General features: G+C 34.7%; 23 protein-coding genes. 7 read left to right on the plus strand and 16 right to left on the minus strand.

Annotated elements, in window-relative coordinates; genetic code table 11:
- Window positions 1-47: 47 nt before the first annotated feature.
- Window positions 48-782 carry a class I SAM-dependent DNA methyltransferase gene (locus BVF91_RS01710; protein ID WP_085111805.1) on the minus strand — a complete coding sequence of 245 codons (735 nt, stop codon included), beginning with the start codon at window positions 780-782 and terminating at the stop codon, window positions 48-50.
- Window positions 783-936: 154 nt separating this feature from the next.
- Between BVF91_RS01710 and BVF91_RS01715 the strand changes: the two genes are divergently transcribed.
- From BVF91_RS01715 to BVF91_RS01725, 3 genes are all read left to right on the plus strand, one after another.
- Window positions 937-1,800: a DUF2156 domain-containing protein gene (locus BVF91_RS01715; RefSeq protein ID WP_085111806.1), complete on the plus strand. Its 864-nt coding sequence runs from the start codon at window positions 937-939 to the stop codon at window positions 1,798-1,800.
- A 73-nt stretch (window positions 1,801-1,873) separates the two neighbouring features.
- Window positions 1,874-2,362 (plus strand): Lrp/AsnC family transcriptional regulator, encoded by a 489-nt coding sequence (locus BVF91_RS01720; protein WP_085111807.1) that lies wholly within the window; start codon window positions 1,874-1,876, stop codon window positions 2,360-2,362.
- The gene (locus BVF91_RS01725) at window positions 2,359-3,522 is read left to right on the plus strand and encodes an aminotransferase class I/II-fold pyridoxal phosphate-dependent enzyme (protein WP_085111808.1); all 1,164 of its coding nucleotides are present in this window, start codon (window positions 2,359-2,361) and stop codon (window positions 3,520-3,522) included. Before BVF91_RS01720 ends, BVF91_RS01725 begins: the two co-directional genes overlap by 4 nt.
- 14 nt (window positions 3,523-3,536) lie before the next feature.
- Here BVF91_RS01725 and BVF91_RS01730 read toward each other — a convergent pair whose 3' ends face one another.
- The 4 genes from BVF91_RS01730 to BVF91_RS01745 all read right to left on the minus strand — a co-directional run bounded on the left by BVF91_RS01730 (window position 3,537) and on the right by BVF91_RS01745 (window position 6,415).
- On the minus strand, window positions 3,537-3,689 hold the full coding sequence (locus BVF91_RS01730) for a FeoB-associated Cys-rich membrane protein (RefSeq protein ID WP_085111809.1): 153 nt from the start codon (window positions 3,687-3,689) through the stop codon (window positions 3,537-3,539).
- A 16-nt stretch (window positions 3,690-3,705) separates the two neighbouring features.
- Complete coding sequence (gene feoB / locus BVF91_RS01735; protein WP_143588957.1) at window positions 3,706-5,520, minus strand: ferrous iron transport protein B; 1,815 nt, start codon at window positions 5,518-5,520, stop codon at window positions 3,706-3,708.
- 20 nt (window positions 5,521-5,540) lie between these two features.
- The gene (locus BVF91_RS01740) at window positions 5,541-5,768 is read right to left on the minus strand and encodes a FeoA family protein (RefSeq protein WP_041592123.1); all 228 of its coding nucleotides are present in this window, start codon (window positions 5,766-5,768) and stop codon (window positions 5,541-5,543) included.
- Window positions 5,769-5,863: 95 nt separating this feature from the next.
- A complete protein-coding gene (locus BVF91_RS01745; protein WP_085111810.1) occupies window positions 5,864-6,415 on the minus strand; it encodes an undecaprenyl-diphosphatase in 552 nt (183 codons plus the stop codon).
- Between the two features lie 151 nt (window positions 6,416-6,566).
- Here BVF91_RS01745 and BVF91_RS01750 point away from each other — a divergent pair, with 151 nt between their 5' ends.
- Genes BVF91_RS01750 through BVF91_RS01765 form a run of 4 tightly spaced genes read left to right on the plus strand, consistent with a single transcriptional unit; the run spans window position 6,567 to window position 9,481 of the window.
- Window positions 6,567-6,992 carry a Fur family transcriptional regulator gene (locus BVF91_RS01750; RefSeq protein ID WP_085111811.1) on the plus strand — a complete coding sequence of 142 codons (426 nt, stop codon included), beginning with the start codon at window positions 6,567-6,569 and terminating at the stop codon, window positions 6,990-6,992.
- Window positions 6,989-7,873 carry a metal ABC transporter substrate-binding protein gene (locus tag BVF91_RS01755; RefSeq protein WP_085111812.1) on the plus strand — a complete coding sequence of 295 codons (885 nt, stop codon included), beginning with the start codon at window positions 6,989-6,991 and terminating at the stop codon, window positions 7,871-7,873. Before BVF91_RS01750 ends, BVF91_RS01755 begins: the two co-directional genes overlap by 4 nt.
- Before the next feature lie 19 nt (window positions 7,874-7,892).
- Window positions 7,893-8,666: a metal ABC transporter ATP-binding protein gene (locus BVF91_RS01760; protein WP_085111813.1), complete on the plus strand. Its 774-nt coding sequence runs from the start codon at window positions 7,893-7,895 to the stop codon at window positions 8,664-8,666.
- Between the two features lie 14 nt (window positions 8,667-8,680).
- On the plus strand, window positions 8,681-9,481 hold the full coding sequence (locus BVF91_RS01765) for a metal ABC transporter permease (RefSeq protein ID WP_085111814.1): 801 nt from the start codon (window positions 8,681-8,683) through the stop codon (window positions 9,479-9,481).
- A gap of 69 nt (window positions 9,482-9,550) precedes the next feature.
- On the opposite strand, the gene BVF91_RS01770 is transcribed toward BVF91_RS01765, so the two are convergent.
- The 11 genes from BVF91_RS01770 to BVF91_RS01820 all read right to left on the minus strand — a co-directional run bounded on the left by BVF91_RS01770 (window position 9,551) and on the right by BVF91_RS01820 (window position 22,015).
- A complete protein-coding gene (locus tag BVF91_RS01770) occupies window positions 9,551-9,748 on the minus strand; it encodes a hypothetical protein (RefSeq protein ID WP_085111815.1) in 198 nt (65 codons plus the stop codon).
- A gap of 50 nt (window positions 9,749-9,798) precedes the next feature.
- On the minus strand, window positions 9,799-10,134 hold the full coding sequence (locus tag BVF91_RS13440) for a hypothetical protein (RefSeq protein ID WP_240495762.1): 336 nt from the start codon (window positions 10,132-10,134) through the stop codon (window positions 9,799-9,801).
- A gap of 252 nt (window positions 10,135-10,386) precedes the next feature.
- Window positions 10,387-11,124 carry a hypothetical protein gene (locus tag BVF91_RS01780; protein ID WP_168170170.1) on the minus strand — a complete coding sequence of 246 codons (738 nt, stop codon included), beginning with the start codon at window positions 11,122-11,124 and terminating at the stop codon, window positions 10,387-10,389.
- Window positions 11,125-11,453: 329 nt separating this feature from the next.
- A complete protein-coding gene (locus BVF91_RS01785; protein WP_085111818.1) occupies window positions 11,454-11,642 on the minus strand; it encodes a hypothetical protein in 189 nt (62 codons plus the stop codon).
- A gap of 112 nt (window positions 11,643-11,754) precedes the next feature.
- A complete protein-coding gene (locus BVF91_RS01790) occupies window positions 11,755-12,489 on the minus strand; it encodes a YiiX/YebB-like N1pC/P60 family cysteine hydrolase (protein WP_085111863.1) in 735 nt (244 codons plus the stop codon).
- A gap of 101 nt (window positions 12,490-12,590) precedes the next feature.
- Window positions 12,591-13,349 (minus strand): TSUP family transporter, encoded by a 759-nt coding sequence (locus BVF91_RS01795; protein ID WP_085111819.1) that lies wholly within the window; start codon window positions 13,347-13,349, stop codon window positions 12,591-12,593.
- A 31-nt stretch (window positions 13,350-13,380) separates the two neighbouring features.
- The gene (dusB, locus tag BVF91_RS01800) at window positions 13,381-14,352 is read right to left on the minus strand and encodes a tRNA dihydrouridine synthase DusB (protein ID WP_240495764.1); all 972 of its coding nucleotides are present in this window, start codon (window positions 14,350-14,352) and stop codon (window positions 13,381-13,383) included.
- A gap of 151 nt (window positions 14,353-14,503) precedes the next feature.
- Window positions 14,504-18,130 (minus strand): 5'-nucleotidase C-terminal domain-containing protein, encoded by a 3,627-nt coding sequence (locus tag BVF91_RS01805; protein ID WP_085111820.1) that lies wholly within the window; start codon window positions 18,128-18,130, stop codon window positions 14,504-14,506.
- 460 nt (window positions 18,131-18,590) lie between these two features.
- Entirely contained in the window at window positions 18,591-19,517 is a 927-nt protein-coding gene (murQ, locus tag BVF91_RS01810) for an N-acetylmuramic acid 6-phosphate etherase (protein ID WP_085111821.1), read from the minus strand.
- Window positions 19,518-19,521: 4 nt separating this feature from the next.
- Window positions 19,522-20,604 (minus strand): DUF871 domain-containing protein, encoded by a 1,083-nt coding sequence (locus BVF91_RS01815; protein WP_085111822.1) that lies wholly within the window; start codon window positions 20,602-20,604, stop codon window positions 19,522-19,524.
- A gap of 37 nt (window positions 20,605-20,641) precedes the next feature.
- Entirely contained in the window at window positions 20,642-22,015 is a 1,374-nt protein-coding gene (locus tag BVF91_RS01820; RefSeq protein ID WP_085111823.1) for a PTS transporter subunit EIIC, read from the minus strand.
- Window positions 22,016-22,121 lie beyond the last annotated feature (106 nt).

Below are 22,121 nucleotides of genomic sequence, written 5' to 3' on the forward strand. Positions count from 1 at the left end.
TATTATATTATTGCACTAAATCCCTTTAATCACATCGCCACATTGTCTTAAATGCTGCAGAGAATGAAAGCTCTATCTAAACTATCTACATCTTCAACAATATCAAATTTTCTATTCATTACGTTAACTCTTTTAAATCCAGCCATTTTTAATTCATTTACAACTTCGTCTAATGAAAAACTCATTTCGTGAACTGTTTCTTCATATTCTTCATACAGCCTTCCTTCTTTCTTTAAAAAGGCGGTAAATGTTATAAAAGCATTATCTCCAAAAGATATGCTTTTGGAAATATAGTAATCACCGTTTGGATACTTCCTTATATGGATATTATTCCAATTATCGCTTAAATCTTTCAATGTGTTCATGTCAAACATGAAAACTCCCTTTTCGTTAAGATGTCTTTTAACACAATTAAACATAGATTTCCACTTTTGAAAATCCGTCATGTGATTTATAGCATCAAATGTGCAAGTTATAAGGTCGAATTTCTTGCCTAAATCAAAATCGCTCATATCGCCAAGATGAAACTTTATATCGTAACCATACTTTCTACAATTTTCAACTGCCTTCTTAAGCATTTCCTCAGATAAATCAAGGCCTTCTACATTTATGCCATCTCTTAAAGCGCCTATGCAAAAAACCCCAGTTCCACATGCCAAATCCAACATAGTCTTAATATTAAAACCAGATTTGTCTAAAAATCTTTTAAAATCTGGCCACAACTCCTTAGCATAGGAATCCCAGCCTAATCTATCGTAAAATTTAGCAAATTCGTCGTACATAAAAACACCTCTTAATTATTTTTTTATCATTCTTCTATATTATATTATCACAATGCTTAAGTCAATTTTGTTATTCAATAACTGTGTGTTATAATATTAACACGTGCAAATAACTATATTTAATAAATAATTATTATCCAAGAGGTGAAAATAGTTGAAACCATTATCCATAGAAGATAAAAATATTTTTGATGAATACTTTTGTGCATATCCACCAGAAATATCAGAATACACATTTACAAATCTCTTTATGTGGAATCATGTTTACGACATTAAATATGAGATAATCGATGGGTGTCTTTTGATTGCTTCAGGCAATAATGTATTTCCTCCTGTAGGTCCATCTGAAAATACATTAAATGCACTGGAAAAATTTTGTGAAATGCTTAAAAAAGATTACTCTGAAATCAATCTAACTCGCTTTGACAATGATTCTGCCACTAAGATTAGAGAAAATTTTAATGTTGAGATGGAACCAGATGAAGACAATTTTGACTACGTGTACAATACACAAGACCTTATCAATCTTTCTGGTAGAAAATATCACAATAAAAAAAATCATATAAACAAATTTATGAGAACTTATGATTATGTTTTGGAAGAACTTCGCAGTGAAAATGCTTTAGAATGTTTAAATTTTACTGAAAAATGGATTTCCTTAAAAGACATAGAGGAAAATCCTGGAATACTAAAGGAATTTGATGCGATAAAAAAAGTTCTGGAAAACTACGATTTTTTTAATGTAAAAGGAATTGTATTAAAGATAAACGGAAAAATAGAAGCATATTCATTCGGAGAAAAATTAAATCCAGAAACGGCAGTGACTCACATAGAAAAGGCAAACCCAGAGATTAAAGATGCGTACGCATTTATAAACATGTGTTTTGCTAAGCTAATGTCTGAGTACAAATATATAAACAGGGAACAAGATTTGGGAATCCCAGGGCTTAGATATGCAAAGAAGTCATACCACCCTGCAAAGATGATATTGAAATTCAAAGGAAAGTTGCAAATTTAAAACTTTAATAGATTGAATTATTATAATTTTTGTATTATAATGTGCATAACATTATTTTTGGGAGGTGCCATAAATGTCTAAAAAGATGGATATAGTCGAGCTTCTTCATGAAAACAGCCGTTTGACAGACAAGCAAATATCCGTAATCACCGGGCTCAGCGAAGATGAAGTAAAGGATATAGTAAAAAGCCTTGAAGAAGAAAAAGTTATATTAAAGTACAGCACATTGGTCAATTGGGAAAAAACCGAAAAGGAAGTAGTGCGAGCACTTATTGATGTAAGAGTCACACCACAGCAAGGGCAAGGTTTTAACGCTATTGCTGAAAGAATTGGACAATACGATGAAGTAAAATCTGTCTCTTTAATCTCTGGCGGATACGATCTATCAGTAGAAGTAGAAGGCAAAACCATGAAGGAAATAGCTATTTTCGTGGCGGAAAGACTGGCTCCTATTGACGGTGTACTAAGTACAACTACACATTTCATACTTAAAAGATACAAACAAGATGGGGTGTTTTTTACAGACGGTCCCGAAGACAAAAGATTGGTGGTAACACCATGAGCAATAAATACATTTCAGATGTAGTAAAAAACATCCCTCCCTCTGGAATAAGAAAATTTTTCGACCTTGTTACAAATTCTCGCGATATTATCTCTCTCGGTGTTGGCGAACCAGATTTTGTGACGCCATGGACTGTGCGAAAAGAAGCCATAGATGTGCTTGACAGAGGTGCTACTACATACACATCAAACCTTGGACTCTTAGAATTAAGAGAAGCCGTATCATTCTTTCTAAAAAATCATTACGGCTTAAATTACGATCCTGAAAATGAAATAATGATAACCGTAGGCGCCAGCGAAGCCATAGACTTAGCACTTAGATGCCTTATAAATGATGGCGATGAAGTTTTAGTGCCTGTACCAAGCTATGTCTCTTATTCACCTTGCATAGAGCTTACAAGAGGGGTGCCAGTATACGTACCTACCTATGAAGAAAACAATTTTATAATAACACCTGATGATCTGAAATCAAAAATAACCAGTAAGACAAAAGCACTTATACTGCCATATCCAAATAATCCCACAGGTGCTATCATGAAAAAAGAGGATTTAGAAGCTATAAAAGGCATAATAATAGAACATGATTTGATAGTCATTTCCGACGAAATATACAGCGAACTTACTTATGATGGAAAGCATGTAAGCATAGCTTCACTGCCTGATATGAAAGAAAGGACTATCGTTTTAAACGGCTTTTCAAAAGCTTTTGCCATGACAGGTTGGAGATTGGGATACATAGCAGCGGAGCATAGCTTCATAGAGGCTATGAATAAGATTCACCAGTATACGACAATATGCGCTCCCATAATGGCACAATACGCAGGCATAAAAGCGATATACGAGTGCGAAGACGATATAGAAAAGATGCGTAAAACTTACGATCAAAGAAGGCGCCTCATAGTAAATAGCTTCAGAGAAATAGGATTTGACTGTTTTGAACCAAAGGGAGCTTTTTATATATTCCCTTCAATTAAAAAAACAGGCCTTTCATCACAAGAATTTTGTGAAAGGCTTTTAAAAGAAGAAAAAATAGCCGTCGTACCAGGAGATGCGTTCGGTCCTGGAGGAGACGGATTCATAAGGGTATCTTATGCGTATTCTATCGATAAGATTATGAAAGCCCTTGAAAGAATAGAAAGCTTTGCTAAGAGAGTGCTTTAAAAAAGTAGGTTACCCTACTTTTTTTGCTTTACTGCAGAAAATTTAGGACAACTGGAAGAACAACTACCGCAGTTGCATTGTCCAGAAGCACTTTTCTTTATGTTTTTATAAAGAATAAACACCGCTGCCGTCACTATTGCTATAGTTGCAATCACTTCAATAATCATATGACCACTCCTTTTATTAAAATATTCTCAAAATTAAATTTCCGCCATTGTAAACTATAAATGAAACTACCCAAGCTAAGACCAACTGATATGCCACAGAGAATGCTGCCATCTTTCCACCGTATTCTTTTTTCATTGTGGCAATTAGAGATATACACGGTGTGTACAAAAGCACAAAGACGAGAAAGCTAATAGCTGAAATCGGCGTAAAAACTGTCGGCAAAATCTTTGTCAAATTTCCGCCGTATATAACCCCCATAGTTCCTACTACCACTTCTTTTGCCATTATTCCTGTAAGAAGTGATACTGAATTTTGCCATGAAGCAAAACCTAATGGTATAAAGATAGGACTTATGAATCTCCCTATATATGCGATAAAGCTTTTGTCTATTTCCGTCATACCTGAAAAATTAAAGTTTGATAAAATCCAAACAATTATAGACACAGAAAAGATTATAGTACCTGCTTTTTTTAAGAATCCCTTGCCTTTTTCCCACGTGTGTACTGCCAATGACTTAAGTTCAGGCAACTTATACTCAGGAAGTTCTATTATAAACGGCTCATCATCTTTCTTGAATATGGTATTTTTGAAAAGTATGCCTACGAAAAATGCCATAATGACGCCTAATGCGTATAAAGATGCAACAACCAAAGCTTCGTGGCCTTTAAACAAAGCACCAGCCATAACCAGATAAATAGGCAACCTTGCATTACAAGACATAAGCGGCAAAAGAAGAGCCGTCATCTTTCTGTCTTTTTCACTCTCTAAAGTTCTCGTTGACATCACTCCAGGAACATTGCATCCAAAGCCAATTATAAGTGGAATAAACGCCTTTCCGGATAACCCCATTTTCCTGATTATCTTGTCCATTAAAAAAGCTACTCTTGCCATATATCCGCTGTCTTCTAAAAACGATATACACAAAAACAAGGCTAAGATTACAGGAAGAAATACTATTACCGATCCTACGCCGCCAATAATGCCGTCAACGATAAGTGACTTAAACCAGCCATTTGCACCAGATAGCAATATGTTAACATGCGGTACAAACCAAACATTGACAAAACTGTCCAGTAAATCTGCCAATGGTTGGCCAACCCAGCTAAAAGTAAACTGAAAAATTAAATATATGATGGCTATAAAAATCGGATAAGCCAAAAATTTATTTATTAGGATTTTATCTAATCTCTCTGTGATAGTAACTGTATTTTCAGATGTGTACGTAACACACTGTGATAAAATGCCTTCTATATATTTATACGTTTCAGCTTCACTTTTAAAGCGTGTATCGTCACGATAATGATTTTCATTATCATTGATTGCTTTTGAAAAAATGTCATTCACTAAAAGTTCCTTAATCTCGTCTACACCCTTTCCTTTTGAAGCCACAATAGGAACAACCATGACACTAAGTAATTTAGACAATTCTACATAATCAATCTTTATTCCTTTTTTCTCGGCAACATCAACCATGTTCAATATCAATATGATAGGTATGTTGAATTCTTTAAGTTGCATAGTTAAGTACAAATTTCTCTTAAGATTTGAAGCATCTACTATATTTAATATAAAATCAACATGACCGCTTTCCAGAAAAGACTTGGAAATTTTCTCTTCATTGGAGTAAGTGTCCATTGCATAAATGCCTGGCAAGTCGACAATTTTTACATTGTCATTTATAAAGCCTTCTTTTTTTTCAACGGTGACACCAGGCCAATTGCCTACGTGCTGGTTTAATCCAGTAAGCAAATTAAAAAGAGTTGTCTTGCCAACATTGGGATTGCCAATCAAAGCGGCGGTTGTCATTCGTTTTGAATCAGTAACTGCCATACGCCCCCTCCTTCAATTTCTTAAATAACGTCTTTTACAACGATATTCTTTGCATCTCTTTTTCTAATTGCCAAATCAAAACCCATAAAATTTATTATTATAGGATCTCCTAAGGGCGCAAAGCTTTTGACTTTTACTTTTACGCCTTCATTTGCTCCAAGGGCACGCAATCTTTTGGCTAACTTTTCGTCACCTAAAATACCACTTACTAAAGCCGTTTGCCCTGGTCTTAAGTCGTATACGCTCATCATTACCACCCCTTCATTGATAATCATTCTCAATTCCTGATTCTATGATACTATATATTCCCCTTCGTGTCAATAAAATATAAAAATAATATTTATCATATCTTTATAAATCTATGCCATATCTTAAGAATTTGATTTTCAAGGGGATCCAAAATGCCTTTTAGATATTTCACAAGCTTGCTCATCAAAAATCCTATGACAAATCCAGCCACAACATCCACAGGATAGTGAACTCCAACATATACTCTCGCTATAAGCAGTAAAACCGTCAAAACCATCATGATAGCACCAATAAGCTTATTTCCTTTTAACTGAGTGAATGCAATGGCAGAACCTCCTGATAGGTGATCACTTGGAAAAGACGCATCACTTGGATGTTTAACAAGCAAATTCACTTTATGTGTAACAAAAGGTCTTGGTTCAAAGTAAAATCTTGAAATGATAAAATTCGCGCTCAATGCTATGACTGCAGCAAAGAACTCCTCAATTGATACCTTTTTCCCATCATCTCCTCCAATAAACCATTGAATAACCATCAGCAGCCCATATATAATAGGAGAATACAAAGCAATAAATATCATCACCTTATCTAATACAGTGTAATGACCTGCAAATCCATTGATAATTTGAAAAATAGCGTAATTCATTTTCATCACCTCGTATTAAGATTTTAACCTTCAATTCTTAAAATAAAATTAGATGCAGATTAAAAAATAATTAAAATTTCTTGACAAACGGGATAAACAATTATATAATCCTAAATAGTAAAATATTCTTATTTAGAAGGAATGAGGGATTATGACAAAGGAAGATATTTTAAAAACCATAAAATCCAACAACTTTAAGATAACTCCCCAAAGAGAGCTTATCATAAACATAATGCTAAATTCCAATGGTTACTTATCTGTAAGGGAAATCTACGAAAAAGTAAAAAGTTCATTTCCACAAGTAAGTTTAGATACTGTATACAGAAATTTAAGTCTTCTAAAAGATATAAATGTATTAAGTGAAGCAACTATAGGCAACAATATTATGTATGAAATCCACAAAGACATGCATGAACATATAATGAAATGTCTAAAATGCGGCAAAATCTTTGAACTTAATATATGTCCAATAGATCTTTGCCGAAACAAACTGGATGGTTTTGAAGTCGTAGACCACAAAATCGAAATCACTGGATACTGCAAAAATTGCAAAAATCACGAGGAGGATAGAAAATGAAAAAATTTATTTCAATTTTTTTGATAGTTTTGATAGTGTTTAGCTTGACGTCATGCAATACGAAAATTTCAAAAAAACCCAGCAAATTAGCTGTATATGCAACATTTTATCCTTTATATGATCTTACAAAAAAAATAGCCGGTGATAAAGCAACAGTCCAAAACATAATACCGCCAGGCGTGGAGCCACATGATTGGGAACCTACGACAAAACAGATAGCAGACATAGAAGGGGCTTCTCTCGTCGTGTATTTAGGACTTGGCATGGATTCATGGATAAGCAAAGTAGAATCATCTGTATCAGGACCCAAATTTGTAGAAGTGTCAAACGGTATTGATGCTATAAAAGTCGGAAATGCTGTAAATCCGCATGTATGGCTTTCTCCAAAAGAAGCACAGATATTGGCGAAAAATATAAAAGATGCTTTGGTAAGTGCTGACAATAAAAACGCAAAATACTACGAAGATAACTATAATACTTTGTTAAATACATTAAAGCAGTTAGACAGTGAATACACTGAAAAACTTAAAAACACTAAGACAAAGACGTTTATAGTATACCACAGCGCCTTTGATTACATAGCAAGAGATTACGGTTTAAACCAAGTATCTATTGTCGGTATGAGCGAAGAAGCTGAAGCAAGTCCCGCTAAAGTCGCTGAAGTCATACAGCTTATAAAAAAAGAAAATATCAAGTACATCTTTACAGAGCCATTGACATCACCTAAGCCTATTCAATCAATTGCCAGCGAAACAGGTGCAAAAGTACTTCCATTAAATACTATTGAAGGGCTTACTAAAGATGAAATGAAGAAAGGATACGATTATATAAAATTGATGCAGCAAAACTTAGACAATCTTCAGAAAGCATTAAATTATTAATTTAACGAAAGGGATTTTTATGAGTAAAATTGTTGAACTTAAAGATGTCAGTTTTTCTTACGATGATAAAAAGGTGCTTAATAATATCAATCTAACTATTGATGATGGCGAATTTGTTGGCCTTATCGGGCCAAATGGCTCAGGCAAAAGCACTCTCGTAAAGATCATGATAGGAGATCTTACGCCATCATCAGGCGAAGTCCTTATAAACGGGATAAACGTAAAGGACATAAAAAAAAGATCCATAATAGGATATGTCCCACAAAAATCTTATTCTTTCAACGCTTCATTTCCGGCAAGCGTGAAAGAAGTCGTATCGATGGGGCTTTACGGGAAATTAGGGCTATTTAAAAAACTTTCCAAAGACGACTGGGAAATTGTAAATAACGCTTTAAAGACTGTCGACATGATTGATTACAAAGACAGGCTTATCGGAAATCTGTCTGGAGGCCAACAGCAGAGGGTATTTATAGCAAGAGCGCTTGTCAGCGATCCTAAGATTTTATTTTTAGATGAACCTACAACAGGCATAGATGCAAAATCAGAAGACACGCTTTACAAAATACTTGATACTTTAAATAAACAAAATAAAATAACGATTATCATGGTCACTCATGATGTATGGGCCATATCCGACAAGGTATCTCGAATCGTATGCATGGGAAATGGCAGACTATATGATAGATGCGACACTTTAGACTTCTCAAAAAAAGAATTGGCTGAAATATACGGATACCCTGTCAAACTGGATATGCACCATCACCAAAGTGAAAATATCAATAATCGACTTTAGATTGAGGTGTTATAATGCTTAATATTTTTACATACGACTTTATGATTAGGGCATTTCTTGCAGGCGGATTTATATCGATAATAGCCCCATTGGTAGGCAGTTTCTTGGTATTAAGAAGGCTCTCACAGATGGGTGATACATTATCTCACGTAGCGTTGGCAGGCGTAGCAGCAGGATTTCTCATAGGTATAAATCCTACAATAGGCTCTATAATCTTTGTGGTACTGTCATCTTTCGGAATTGAACGCTTGAGAAAATCCTACTTTAGATATTCGGAAATATCTATTGCAGTTGTCATGTCTGCAGGAATGGCAATCGCAGTAATACTTTTAAGTTTATCCAGCGGAAGTCCTGCAAACATAATGAATTACCTTTTTGGAAGCATAATATCAATTAACAACACAGACGTTTTGATTTCATTCATACTAAGCATTGTTATAATAGCTGTTATTTACATCTTCTACAAAGAGCTTTTGTACATTACATTTGACGAAGAAGCCGCTTTGATATCAGGTATTCCTGTCAACATGGTTAATATAATATTTACCATGATTGTGGCCATAACTGTAGCAGTATCCATGAGAATAGTGGGAGCTTTGTTGGTATCGGCATTGATGGTAATACCTGCAGCAGCCAGCCTTAAAATCGCCAAAAACTTCAGACAGACCATTTTTTACGCCATACTGTTTTCCTTCATATCTGTATTCGCAGGCATAATACTGTCTTTTTATCTAAATCTCTCGCCTGGCGGCAGCATTGTAATAGTTTCTCTCATAATCATGGGTTTAGCAAGTATAAAGAAGGCAGGTAACTAACCTGCTTTTTTTGTTTTTATCTGGGATAATAAAATGTACTGATTTTAAGATTTTCGTTTAAGTCTTTCTCTATTGGCTATATCTTAAAAATATATATCCCACATACAAAAACAACAAAGTAGCAATCACATCTATTATATTAGACATATTTGCAAAAAGCTCTATATCCATAGATACAATAGATTTAATGATGGCAATAATGCAAAATAAGCCAATGATGATAAATAATATCCCGACAATTTTTAACAATCTCTTTTTTAATTCCAACTCCTAAAACCTCCTAACTAAAAAAAATCCATTAATATATCAACAAAAATTTATGGGAAATACACATTTTGCTTTAAATATATTTTTTTACTATTTATTTCTACAGCATTATTATATAATTTTTTTATTGTTATATCGTACATATGATGCTTCTTATATAAATTTTTAACAAGCAAAACACCTTTTATGACTTCTTTTTCCTGTCTAACTGTTATTCCAAAATCCGTAGTTGCACCGTAATTTGATCTATAAACTATAACGGAGCTTGATTCAAACCTAATATTATGAATTGGCATAAATGCTTCATTTACATTAAGAGTAATAGTGGCAAATAAAATAATTGCTACAATTGTTGCACTTATCACTATTAATATTATTGAAACCACACTATTCACTACCTTTGCAGAAATATGTTTAAATCTAAAGCCATTTATTAACAATATCAAAGGTATTATCTGGATACATAAAGAAAAAATATCGTTTAATCTTAAAGACTTAAATCTTATAAAAGGATAAAAGTAATCTAAGTTCAATATCCATATAATATAAATAGCCAATAGAACTATATGAATAATGTATTTATTATTTCGAACTAAACTATTCACTAATATCACCTGTCTTTTATGCTGAATTCAATATCATTCTTTCCAATCTAAAACAGATGGAAAAATGCCGGGAAAGATCTTTCTGATTTTGTTATTAGTCACATTTATAATAACGACATCTGCATGACCCGCATAGTACATTGCTCCTATCAAGTAGTTTCCATCAGATGAAGGCTTATAAGGAAGAAGACCGATAGAATTTACCCTTACAGATTTGCGATGACTTCCATTAATCTCTTCTATATACACTACATTTCTGACATTTCCTCTTTGATACGCTAAAAACTTTTTATTATATGATAGTGATGGATAAGCTGCATCTTTTTTAAAAACATAAGTTTTGTTATTGCTTATTTTATATGCCATAATATTTAAACTCTCACTATTATCTACCTCCGTAAATAAAACCGTATCTGAATCGAGCCAATCGTATCCGGGAAGCAAAAGCTTTGCAATGACAATTGATTTTTTAGTATCCAAATCATAATAAGTCAATTTGTCTTTTTGTGTAAAACTAATAGCGTTTTTATCTGGAACAAATTTAGGATAACGGACGTTTTCTCCTGTATATAATAGTTGTCTGTTTGCAAAACCTGTACGCTGATATTCATTTATCTTATAAATTTCGTTATCAATGACAGCAATCAAGTTATTTCCATTATTTGCATCATACTGGACATCGTAAAATATATTCCTGATTTCATATTTTTTGTTATTTTTAATATCGTATATTAAAACGGGAAATGATGGAGCTTCACCTTCCATAAGCATGATTTCACCTTTTAATCCATAAAAGCTTTTATAATATTGAAATACACTGAGTAAAACTATGAAGATTATTATGCTCATGAGGATAATTACAAATATTGATATTGTCTTTTTTATTGCAATCACATCCTTTCCATGTTTGCAATACTTATCAATTGGATTAAATTTATTTTACAAATTCATTCTCTCACAATATAAAACAAATTTCTAAGGAATTTGTTACAGTTTTTTATAAAATTTTTTTCAAAATAAAAAAGACCATTAAAGGCCATTAATACATTTTCCACATATCTTGGTTCTACAAGTCTAAAAGATATCATAATTTTTGTTCATCAACTGTATCTTACCATTATATATCCTAAATATAGCATCAATATGGTGATAATAATATTCTCTATATCATTTATGCTAAAAGAAAACTTGGCATATTCTATTTTCATCACAAACCCAAACGCATTCCATAGCCCAACCAATATTAAAAGCACTCCGCCGATCCTGAATTTCCACTTGCCGCGATCCATTAAACATCCCCCTTATTATAATAACAAAACAAAATTATAATTTCCTAAATTATACATCACAAACCTATAACATTCAATTGCATTTTAAAAGGCAGGTTAAAATCCTGCCTTATTAATTAGAATACTCAAACACTTCTGTTTCTTTTGATGTGAAGATGTCAATTGGCAACACCCAAAAGCCTCCATTTCCATCTATGTCTATTCCTGATGATTTTTTGTATGCGGACCATGGTACTTTTGAGCAATACCAGTTTTCATCATCGTTTTTGTCAGCCCTCCAATTGTATGGCTTTCCAACAAACTTTGACACTTCATCGACAGCTTTTACTCTTTCTTCTATTGTGGCCTTTGGAACTGTCAGCCCCCATGCCTCACTGAAATTTTCTCTGTAAAACCTTATTGTCTCATAAATCACGCCTTGGTCTGGTTCTGCCGTCAATAGGCATTTATCGTCGATGCTTCCATGATATCTCCTGCTGTCAAATATCGCAGCATGTCTTATTGCACCTTGCACGTGAAAACCCGGACTTGTAGCAACTATTATGTCTCCAATTGTAAACTTGTCGAATGATATACTGTTTTTATAAACAATCTTTTCACTGCTTCTTGAAGGAAATTTCACACCAAATACTTCTTCAGAGTTGATATTTTTAATTAAATCGTATAAACTTACATAAAATTTATTTACTTCTCCTGCATCAAATGGTTTTGATATCATGATAGCTCCATTTAAGGTGAGAAATCTTTTATAAAAGTCCTCCTTTTTAAAGAGGTTTTTCCTCTTTAAGTTTTCTTTAAAATTAAACTCTTCAATATCCACACCAGATATTTCAATCTGTTTCGGCATTTCACTGCTACTTGATAGATACTTACTGTTAGGCAGTATGAGCATTCCTACATCCCCCTTCTTCATAATCTATGCTGTCATAGAAGGGTTTTGTGCATGTCTCATTTAACAATATCAAATACCATTTTTATTGCGTACGCAATAGCAACACATATGAGTATAGGTCTAATCAATTTTGCGCCATTTTTTATTGCTACTTTCGTGCCAAATCTGGCACCAATTATCATAGCTACTGCCATAGGAATTGCTGCAGAATAAATTATCTTACTGCTTATAGCAAATAGAACTAATGATGTAACATTGCTTACAAAATTAAGTATCTTCCCATTTCCAGCGCTTATTCTAAAATCATACCCCAGTAATATTATAAATAAAAAAATGTAAAAAGAGCCTGTGCCAGGTCCAAAAAAGCCATCATAAAAGCCCAAAACTATTGATATAATAAGTCCAATTGCTATCGTCTTTTTATTAACACCTTTAAAATTATTTACATTACCAACATTTTTCGATAGCAATGTATATATTGCAACAAATATCATCAATATTATTATGATGATTCTCAACTTTGAACTGTCCAATGACAAAACCGCTTTAACACCTAAAATTGCTCCTAGTAATGTCCCGAAAACAAGGTATTTCAATAAGTTGATATCATATACTTTGTATTTTATGAAAGTCATAGAGCTTGTAAAAGACGCACAAGTCGATGCAAATTTATTAGTCCCAAGAGCATATGCAGGAGGTACCCCTAAAACCATAAGCCCAGGAAGGCTTATTATGCCTCCTCCACCTGCTATAGAATCAATAAATGCAGCAATAAATCCTATTACACATAATGACAGTACATATTTTAATGACAAGATATCTTCCCCCAAAATACATGGCGTAATTCTATATAGAACTTTTAATGCTAAGTAACAGGTCTTTAACCTCTTTATAGTTAGACATCGTAAATACCATTTGCTTTATCTTGGATGCTCCGCGGATACCTTTTAGATACCATGCTATATGCTTTCTCATCTCCAATATTCCTATTTGTTCACCTTTGTATTCTATCATCATGTCAAGATGCCTTAAAATCATGTCAATCTTTTCACTTACGGTCGGCTCTGGCAGAATTTCACCTGTATTTAGATAGTAAAGTATTCTTTTGAAAATCCATGGATTCCCTTCTGCCCCTCTGCCAACCATCACTGCGTCACAGCCTGTCTCGTCTATCATCCTTTTTGCATCTTCCGGTGAAAACACATCTCCATTGCCTATTACAGGTATTTTTAGATTATCCTTGACTTTCTTTATTATATCCCAGTCAGCATTGCCTGAGTAAAACTGTTCTCTCGTTCTGCCATGAACCGCTACAGCTTTTACGCCGCAATTTTCAGCCATCTTAGCAATCTCAACAGCATTTACATGCGCATCGTCCCATCCTTTCCTTATCTTTATAGTTACAGGCTTAATAGAGTTTTTCACTACCGCTTTAATCACGCTTTCTGCCAAATCAGGTTTAAGCATTAAAGCCGAACCATCACCGTTTTTTACTATCTTAGGCGTTGGGCAGCCCATGTTTATATCTATCACCTTTGCACTTGATGTATTTAATCTTTTTGCTATTTCACCCATTATATAGGGATCAGAACCAAATATCTGAAGCGCCACATTTTCATCATCATCTATGTCTGTAAGGAATTCTGTATTCTCGCTGCCATAGTAAAGGCCTTTAGCGCTGACCATTTCAGTGTATGTAAATCCACAACCCATCTCACTGCATATACGCCTATAAGGCTTATCTGTGACACCTGCCATAGGCGCCAAAAACACATTGTTTTTGATTTCTACGTCTCCTATGTACAACTTCCTCTTCATTCCCTTCTTGCTAAGTCCACATTATCATATTTATTCTCCTATTATTCTATCATTATATTTGTCACTATCCAACTGACTTTTATGCTGTTTATGTATGGCAAAAGGGAAAGCTGCCATCTTAAAGCTTTCCCTTTTTGCTAAGTTTATCTTTCTATTTTGTGTATTTTGCGTAAACAAATCCGTATATGCCGTTATACTGAACCTTATACCATCCGTCGTATTCGCCGACTACTTTTAATTCATAGCCGTACGGTACTGCTCCTATTTTTAACGCGCTTATGGAATTATTTAATCTGACATTAAGTCCGTCTTTAGCAGTCACCTTCACCGATTTTAATACGGTTACATTTGATAAATCTGGGGACGAAGCTACATACTTGCCGTATACATAACCTGTCTTTCCATTGTAGTCAATTTGATACCAGCCATTATTTTCGCCTACTATGTTGATAGATTGTCCAGCCATTAATACGCCTATAACTTTGTAATTTGTACCAGTACCTAAGCGCACATTTAAAGCTGACGCTGTGACAATGCCTTTACTTACAACATTTCCTTCTGAAACTGGTGTCTTAGATATCGTCCAGTAATTGTCGACAACGGGATCTATAGTTCCTTTCATCTTTATATAACTTATCATCAAGTTTCTTACCTGTCCATCATCACCATAAGCTTTAGCTGAGTCAAAGACTATCACAGGATTTGTTATGCCTGCTGCCTTCATGAAACCTCCGCCGCCATTAAATCTGTAATTGTTTATTGCAACTGTAAACACATCGTCGTCTTTCACCGGTTTACCATTTACCGTAAGGTTCTTAATCCTGTTTCCGACAGGCTGTGTAAGATCTATCGTGTAACTTGCTCCATAAAGCTGATCAAGGTTGTAATCCGGTATATTGAGGGTCTTATCCTTTGTTATAGGATCATCTGGAGATTTAACCTGCTGATAATAGCGGGCAGACCATTCCATCCAATCCTTTAACTGTTTGCCAGTCATCTTTATTCCATATAAATAATTTTCAAACACATATACACTCATCATGTCTTGTATTGTAACATCGCCTTTTAATATCTGAGCAGTGCTACTTAATGGTGCAGCTATTGAAAGATCTGTCTTTGCATAGTATTTTTGCACCTTGTTTATAAGATCCATCAAGGCCGTTTCCTTTGTCAACTGATCTTTCCCTAAGAAGTCACCAGAAGCTGTGCCTATCTTTGTTCCTACGTATTTGAGCGTCGCTTCTTGGTATGGCTCTGCAAGCTGCATTATGTTTTCATCAGGCTGTATAGAGCTATCCATTGCGACAGCTTTACTTGTCTTGCTGTCAATTACCCATTTCCCATTTTCATCTTTAGATAAGTTGAAATCTATCCTTGAAACGTATTGCCCCCATTTGCCTGGCTCTGTCACTATTACATCTTTGCCTTCTGGGTTTTTAAATGTATCCATTTGTATTACAGCATGTGTATGGCCCGCTATTATCGCATCTATCCCATTTACACCTTGAGCTACAGCTTTTACCTGATTTTCCGGTATAGTATCTGATGGGCTCTCCTCACCGGAGTGCATAGCAACAACAACTATGTCTGCGCCAGCAGCTCTCACTTTAGGCACCCATTTATTTGCCTCTTCTACAAGATCATTGAATTTAAGCCCTGCATAATGAGATTTGTCCTCCCATGAAGGAATTTCTTTTGTTGTAAGTCCTAATATGCCTACTTTAACATCGCCCATAGGTGTAGTTATCGTCTTGATGTAGTACGGCTCTACAAAGTTGGCACCATCATCTTTGTAAGTATTTGCAGACAAGACATGAATGTTTTCTTTCTCCATATCAGCGATTACTCTGTTTAATACATCCAATCCATAATTAAATTCGTGGTTGCCTAATGTCCACGTATCGTAGTGCATAGCACCCATAGCTTTTGCCATCGGATATTCAGTCTTCGTGTCAATTTTATCGTAGTAGTATGAAAGTGGCGTGCCTTGAATCGTATCACCATTGTCTACTAATACGACGTTTGGATTTTCAGACCTTACTTTGTCAACATAACCTGCCACTTTCGCAAGGCCCTGATTAGCTTCTTTTGCACTGCTGTAGTCCCATGGTACCAGATTCCCATGTACGTCAGATGTGGCTAAGACTGTTATAGTCGTCTCATTAGAAGCTATCATTGTAGCTGGAGATATCCTATTGTCTATTTTTGCCGTTATATGACCTTGTGCTTTTACAGCATCGATAAATGCATCTCTCACCAATTTCTGCGTATCTATGTAAGATTTCTGTACATCGGGATCAGTAAATTCTGTAAAACCATCTCCTCCAGTTCCCATGAAATTATTGGTCGCTACAAGATATCTTGCATTCATATCTATTGGTGTACCATCAGATTTCTTCATGTCAAATACTCTATTCATAGATGGCTTATTTGGATCATACTTAAATGAAAGACCTGCAACCTGAATCCCTTTGCCACCATCCTGAACAGCTTGTTCCAATACTTTCTTAATCTCTGCACCTGTCATGCTGACTGTAACAATGGTATTGTCAAATGGCATCAACGTATACATTGTTCCAACAGTAATGTCGCCTTTTAATACGTCTGTTCTTAAGCCACCATTGTTTCCAAAAGCAAAATCTGCATTTACAGCATCCTTAACGACTTCTGACGTCCAATTTCCTAAAATCGAATCTCCAAAAGGATTTGCACTTTGAGTTCTCGTCAAATCTACATCTGCAGTGCCAATTACTTGGCTAAATAGTGGTCCAGCATCTTGTATGGCTTTATCGACTATGCTTTGAACATCTTCGTCAACTATCGGTGTCTTCGTATTGTAATAGCTGTAATCATCGTTGTAAACCATATCTCCTGTGCTTACAGTTCCATCACTATTTACTGTTATCTTAAGATCTATAAAGCCCATACCTGCATTGTTGGCGACACCTACAGGAATTCCATTTACTCTCGTTGTGACAATCGTATGTGTATGACCGCCAAATATGGCGTCTACGCCTTTTACGCTCTTTGCAAAATCAATGAGATTGCCTGTTGTCTCACCTGTATTCTTATCAGTCGTAGCTCCCATATGTGCTAAGACGACTACAATCTGCGCGCCATCATTTCTTAACTGCTGTGCAAGACTATTTACGATTGGCACAGGATCTTTAAAATCCACATTGGTTATAAGAGATGGCAAAATTATAGACGGGAATTCTTTGTTATCAACAATGCCGATGATGCCGATCTTTACTCCATCTCTTTCAATTACAACGTATGGTTTCGTGTAACTTACAGGTTTACCTGTAGTTTTGTCGTATACATTAGCTGCTAAAACAGGTATCGTGGATCCTTTTAAGACTGCGTTTCCTGTATCGATGACAGAATTAATGCCCCAGTCGTACTCATGATTTCCTAATGCCATCGCATCAAAGCCTATGCTTTTCATCATATCGATGACAGGCTGCCCTTTCAAAACGTTTGAAAGAGGCGTACCCTGAAACATATCTCCGCCAGATAGTATGACAGTATCAGGATTTGCTGCCTTTATGTCCTTTATCCTTTTTGCCAGTACCGATCCTCTCTCCTGAGTGATAGGCGTTCCATCGCTTAATTTGCCTGATGCTTGCAGATATCCATGGAAATCAGTGACTTCTACAAAATCAAATGTCTTTGAAGTAGCTGCGTATGATATCTGAGGCATACTTGAAAATACCATGCCAAATACCATCACAAATGTCAAAATGATACTTAAAACTTTGCCTCTACCTTTCAACATATGAACCCTCCTACTCCTCTTATTATTTGAAAATATTTTTAAGTATAAACACAATCCCCCCTTATGTCATATTCGTTTAAACACTGATGCATTGGAAACGTAGATGTGCATTAACTTAAAGTCAAGAAATTTTAGCTGCTTTGATGAATGGTGCAACTTCTTACAAGATTAATATAACAGACAATTGTAAAGTTATTATTAAGCAAGCGTTAAGACCGTGTAAACTTAAACTTGTGTAAGATTTTAATTGTAATATATCAGATGTCAGACAACTTTTAATATAATTTTATATCTTTATAAAAACAATTACAAACCCCAAAAATTGCTTCTATCCAAAATTTATGTACATATATCTTAAAAATCCTCTCAATATTAAAAAATTATTCCAATTTGCTATGAATTTAAAAGCTGAAGAAAATATTTTCTTCAGCTAAAAACAACGCTATACATCATATTTGCATTATGCATTGATAGTAAAATTTCTTTTCAACCTATTTTCTTTCAACGCTTTTTCTATATGACCTTCTGCCTTTTCCAAAAGTTCCTGAGCTTCAGGCTTTTTAAGGCCTGTAAGTATCATTAGTATAGTCAATTTAACATCATAGCCTGTCTCATTTAATATCTTCTCAATAGCAACGTCATCAGCTCCTGTTGCAAGTTTAACTATCCTCCTTGCCCTGTGAATTAATTTCTCGTTTGTCGCCTGTACATCAACCATCAAATTGCTGTACACTTTACCAATCTTTATCATAACTCCCGTAGAAATCATATTTAATACAAGCTTCTGAGCAGTTCCCGCTTTCATCCTAGTGGACCCCATAATAACTTCAGGTCCAACAACAGGTGCTATCATTATATCAACTAGATTTTTCATCTCAGAGTTTGGATTACACGATATGCCTATTGTCGCTGCTCCAATTTCTTTAGCATAATGAAGTGATCCTAAAACATAAGGTGTTCTTCCACTGGCTGCAATTCCTACCACAACATCATTGTTCGATAAATTTCTTTCAATCAAGTCCAATCTGCCAAGTTCTATATTATCTTCTGCGCCTTCAACAGCTTTTCTTATAGCTATGTCTCCACCCGCGATAATTCCCTGTACCATTTCTGGAGATACGCCAAATGTAGGAGGGCATTCAGAAGCATCAAGTATTCCAAGCCTGCCACTTGTACCAGCACCAATATATATAAGCCTTCCGCCCTTTTTTAATTTTTCCGCTGCAATATCTATAGCTTTTGCAATATTTGGTATTTCTTTTTCTACAGCCATCGGAACTTTTTTATCTTCCTCGTTTATTTTTCTTAACATATCCTCTGTGCTTAACTTATCTATATCCACTGTATCCGGATTCCTTCCTTCGGTCATTAGTACTTCTAAGTTCATGATATCAGCCCTTTCTAAACTTGAATTTTGCGCCTGGTTTGATTAAATCTGCTAGAATGTGCTCTTCTTCAGATATATATCCTACTACATTTACCCTTTCATCTTTAGGTAAATCAACCATGCAGATATTTAGCTCTCCAGAATACCTTTTGAAATTTTCATTGTCTATTGTTACACAGTATTTTTTTCTATCGATACAGTTATGGGATTTTATTTTCATTCCAATTTTTGCATATCCTCTTGATTCTTCTGATCTTACAATATATTCTGATGAATCAGACCTATTTGTATGGATACAATTAAAAATCAAATCTTTTTCACAATCTATAATATCATTAACTAAATTAATTTTTAATTCAATGACATTATTATCAATTGACGTAACATCATTCATCTCATCAAAAGATGCATACGCATCTCCAAAGTATACATCATCAATCCCTGAATAGATTAAATGTTTTGCGGCTATATCTGGTTTTATATTTCTATGAATTTCAAGAGTCGGTAATCCTTCATATATTGGACCTCGTTTACCTTTCTGAGATGGAATAAATGCCGAAACTTTAAGTCCATAGCTTTTTATCATCAAAGTTTTTTCTCTAAAAAACTCGTACGAAAGCCCTGTATATGGTTTAGGATAAAAATTGTGGCAAGCGTTTAAATTTTTCAAATCAGCATTCCTATTTATCAAATCATTTATTTGTTGTTTTGTTATCGTGCTTGCATTTAATTCGATTTTTATGCCATATTCATTTTTAGTCATTTCAACAATTTCATCTATCGTAAATCCATAATCAAGCCTTAAACAATTTATCCCTAACTCATAAAATAATTTAAGGTTGTTTGGTGACGACCCTAATATATTCATAGTAACAGGTGAAATATCTATTGTAAGTTTCATGTCTAATAATTTAATATACTCCACTAAATCTTTAATCTCATTTATTTTTCTTCCATATTCTATCTCCGGAATATGCATTGATGTAAATACAGAACATATGCCCAAACCTTTTGCCATTTTAATATATTCTTTATTTTTTTGACTTGAAAAGTCATCCGTAGTATAAACAGATACGCCAAATGCCATACAATCAACTCCTTAAAGGGGCAAAACGCCCCTTTTTTTATGCATCAAAACTAAATGGTTGAGTATCTTTTATCTCTTCATCTACTGGATCTTCAAATCCCAGCAAATAAGTTGCTATAAATCCTGCAATATATGATATAATTAAACCGATAATATAATAAATTATTTTATTTGGTTCTATTAAAGCAGCAAGAGGTATACCAGATATTCCTAATCCTCTTGCTCCTACAACTTTTAATGCTTCAAATGCACCTCCAAAAGCTGCCCCAATACATGCTCCTATAAAAGGTCGTCCGAGAGGTAAAGTAACGCCGTAAATAAGTGGTTCACCAATACCTAAAATTCCAACAAGTATTGAACCTTCTATAATCTTTTTAAGCTGTTTGCTTTTTGTTTTGACATATACTGCAATTGCCGCACCGACTTGCCCAGCACCTGCCATTGCTAAAATTGGAAGCAGTATTGTAACACCTGTAGATTGAATAAGCTGCATGTGTATAGGCGTAAGCCCCTGGTGTAAACCTGTCATAACTAACGGCAAGAAAGTACCTGCAAGTATAAATCCTGTAAATATACCAGCTTTACCTGCAATCGCAACTGTCACAGCTTTGCCTATGGCATCGGCTATAAACCCACCAAGTGGCTGCAATACATAAAGTGTTGCAAAGCCTGCTATCAAAATTGTCAATAAAGGAGTCGCAAGTAATTCTATACTGTTTGGCATCCTCTTCCTAATGTTTTTTTCAAGCCAACTTGCAAATGCGGCTGCAATTAATACAGAGATTATTCCACCTCTACCGACAACAAGTGCACTGCCGCCTATTTTTATATCCGCCAAAACAGGATTATAGATGATACCCGCAAGTATACCACCAAGCGTAGGTGAACCTCCAAATTCTTTAGCAGTATTCATGCCTATCATTATGCCCATATAAGTGAAAATTGTGCTTCCAAACAAACTTAACATAGCCAGCAAATTTTTATCAGCAATCCAGTTAAACTTTGTGGCAACATTGGTTATGCCAAGTATTAATCCACCACCTATTAATCCTGGAATCAAAGGAATAAATATGCTGGCAATTCTTCTTAAAAGAAGTTTAAAGGGTGTTTTGTTTTTTTCATTTATTGCAGCTTTGATTTCTTGTGCATCTCCCAATTTAATTCCTATTTTTTTAGATGCCTCACCTGCTACTTTTGACACCAATCCTGGTCCTAAAATAATCTGCAGCTCTCCTCCTTCTTCGTTGACTTTAATGACGCCCTCGACTTTTTTAAGTGATTCATAATTGATTTTGTCATAATCCCTTGCTAACACTCTTAATCTTGTCATACAATTAGTGATTGATACGACATTTTCTTTGCCACCCAATTCCCTAATGATACTTTCGGCTATGTCTTTTTCTCTTGACATTTTTCATCCTCCTTTTTTTTATCTTTGAAAACTTGATATTCTTTACTATCCCCCTTTCATGTTACATTACTTCATAAATAAATTATATTTATGAAAATTTAATTCA

This window comes from Thermoanaerobacterium sp. PSU-2 (assembly GCF_002102475.1).
Lineage (GTDB): Bacteria > Bacillota > Thermoanaerobacteria > Thermoanaerobacterales > Thermoanaerobacteraceae > Thermoanaerobacterium.

Excerpts from the sequence above, each read along its gene's own strand:
- BVF91_RS01815 (WP_085111822.1), bottom strand. The coding sequence starts at position 20,604 with ATGGCATTTGGCGTATCTGTTTATACTACGGATGACTTTTCAAGTCAA.
- BVF91_RS01740 (WP_041592123.1), bottom strand. The coding sequence starts at position 5,768 with ATGAGCGTATACGACTTAAGACCAGGGCAAACGGCTTTAGTAAGTGGT.
- BVF91_RS01710 (WP_085111805.1), bottom strand. The coding sequence starts at position 782 with ATGTACGACGAATTTGCTAAATTTTACGATAGATTAGGCTGGGATTCC.
- feoB (WP_143588957.1), bottom strand. The coding sequence starts at position 5,520 with ATGGCAGTTACTGATTCAAAACGAATGACAACCGCCGCTTTGATTGGC.
- BVF91_RS01785 (WP_085111818.1), bottom strand. The coding sequence starts at position 11,642 with ATGGATCGCGGCAAGTGGAAATTCAGGATCGGCGGAGTGCTTTTAATA.
- BVF91_RS01780 (WP_168170170.1), bottom strand. The coding sequence starts at position 11,124 with ATGCTTATGGAAGGTGAAGCTCCATCATTTCCCGTTTTAATATACGAT.
- BVF91_RS01760 (WP_085111813.1), top strand. The coding sequence starts at position 7,893 with ATGAGTAAAATTGTTGAACTTAAAGATGTCAGTTTTTCTTACGATGAT.
- BVF91_RS01805 (WP_085111820.1), bottom strand. The coding sequence starts at position 18,130 with ATGTTGAAAGGTAGAGGCAAAGTTTTAAGTATCATTTTGACATTTGTG.
- BVF91_RS01745 (WP_085111810.1), bottom strand. The coding sequence starts at position 6,415 with ATGAATTACGCTATTTTTCAAATTATCAATGGATTTGCAGGTCATTAC.
- murQ (WP_085111821.1), bottom strand. The coding sequence starts at position 19,517 with ATGAACTTAGAAGTACTAATGACCGAAGGAAGGAATCCGGATACAGTG.
- BVF91_RS01720 (WP_085111807.1), top strand. The coding sequence starts at position 1,874 with ATGTCTAAAAAGATGGATATAGTCGAGCTTCTTCATGAAAACAGCCGT.
- BVF91_RS01765 (WP_085111814.1), top strand. The coding sequence starts at position 8,681 with ATGCTTAATATTTTTACATACGACTTTATGATTAGGGCATTTCTTGCA.
- BVF91_RS01750 (WP_085111811.1), top strand. The coding sequence starts at position 6,567 with ATGACAAAGGAAGATATTTTAAAAACCATAAAATCCAACAACTTTAAG.
- BVF91_RS01820 (WP_085111823.1), bottom strand. The coding sequence starts at position 22,015 with ATGTCAAGAGAAAAAGACATAGCCGAAAGTATCATTAGGGAATTGGGT.
- dusB (WP_240495764.1), bottom strand. The coding sequence starts at position 14,352 with ATGAAGAGGAAGTTGTACATAGGAGACGTAGAAATCAAAAACAATGTG.
- BVF91_RS01755 (WP_085111812.1), top strand. The coding sequence starts at position 6,989 with ATGAAAAAATTTATTTCAATTTTTTTGATAGTTTTGATAGTGTTTAGC.
- BVF91_RS01725 (WP_085111808.1), top strand. The coding sequence starts at position 2,359 with ATGAGCAATAAATACATTTCAGATGTAGTAAAAAACATCCCTCCCTCT.
- BVF91_RS01790 (WP_085111863.1), bottom strand. The coding sequence starts at position 12,489 with ATGCCGAAACAGATTGAAATATCTGGTGTGGATATTGAAGAGTTTAAT.
- BVF91_RS01730 (WP_085111809.1), bottom strand. The coding sequence starts at position 3,689 with ATGATTATTGAAGTGATTGCAACTATAGCAATAGTGACGGCAGCGGTG.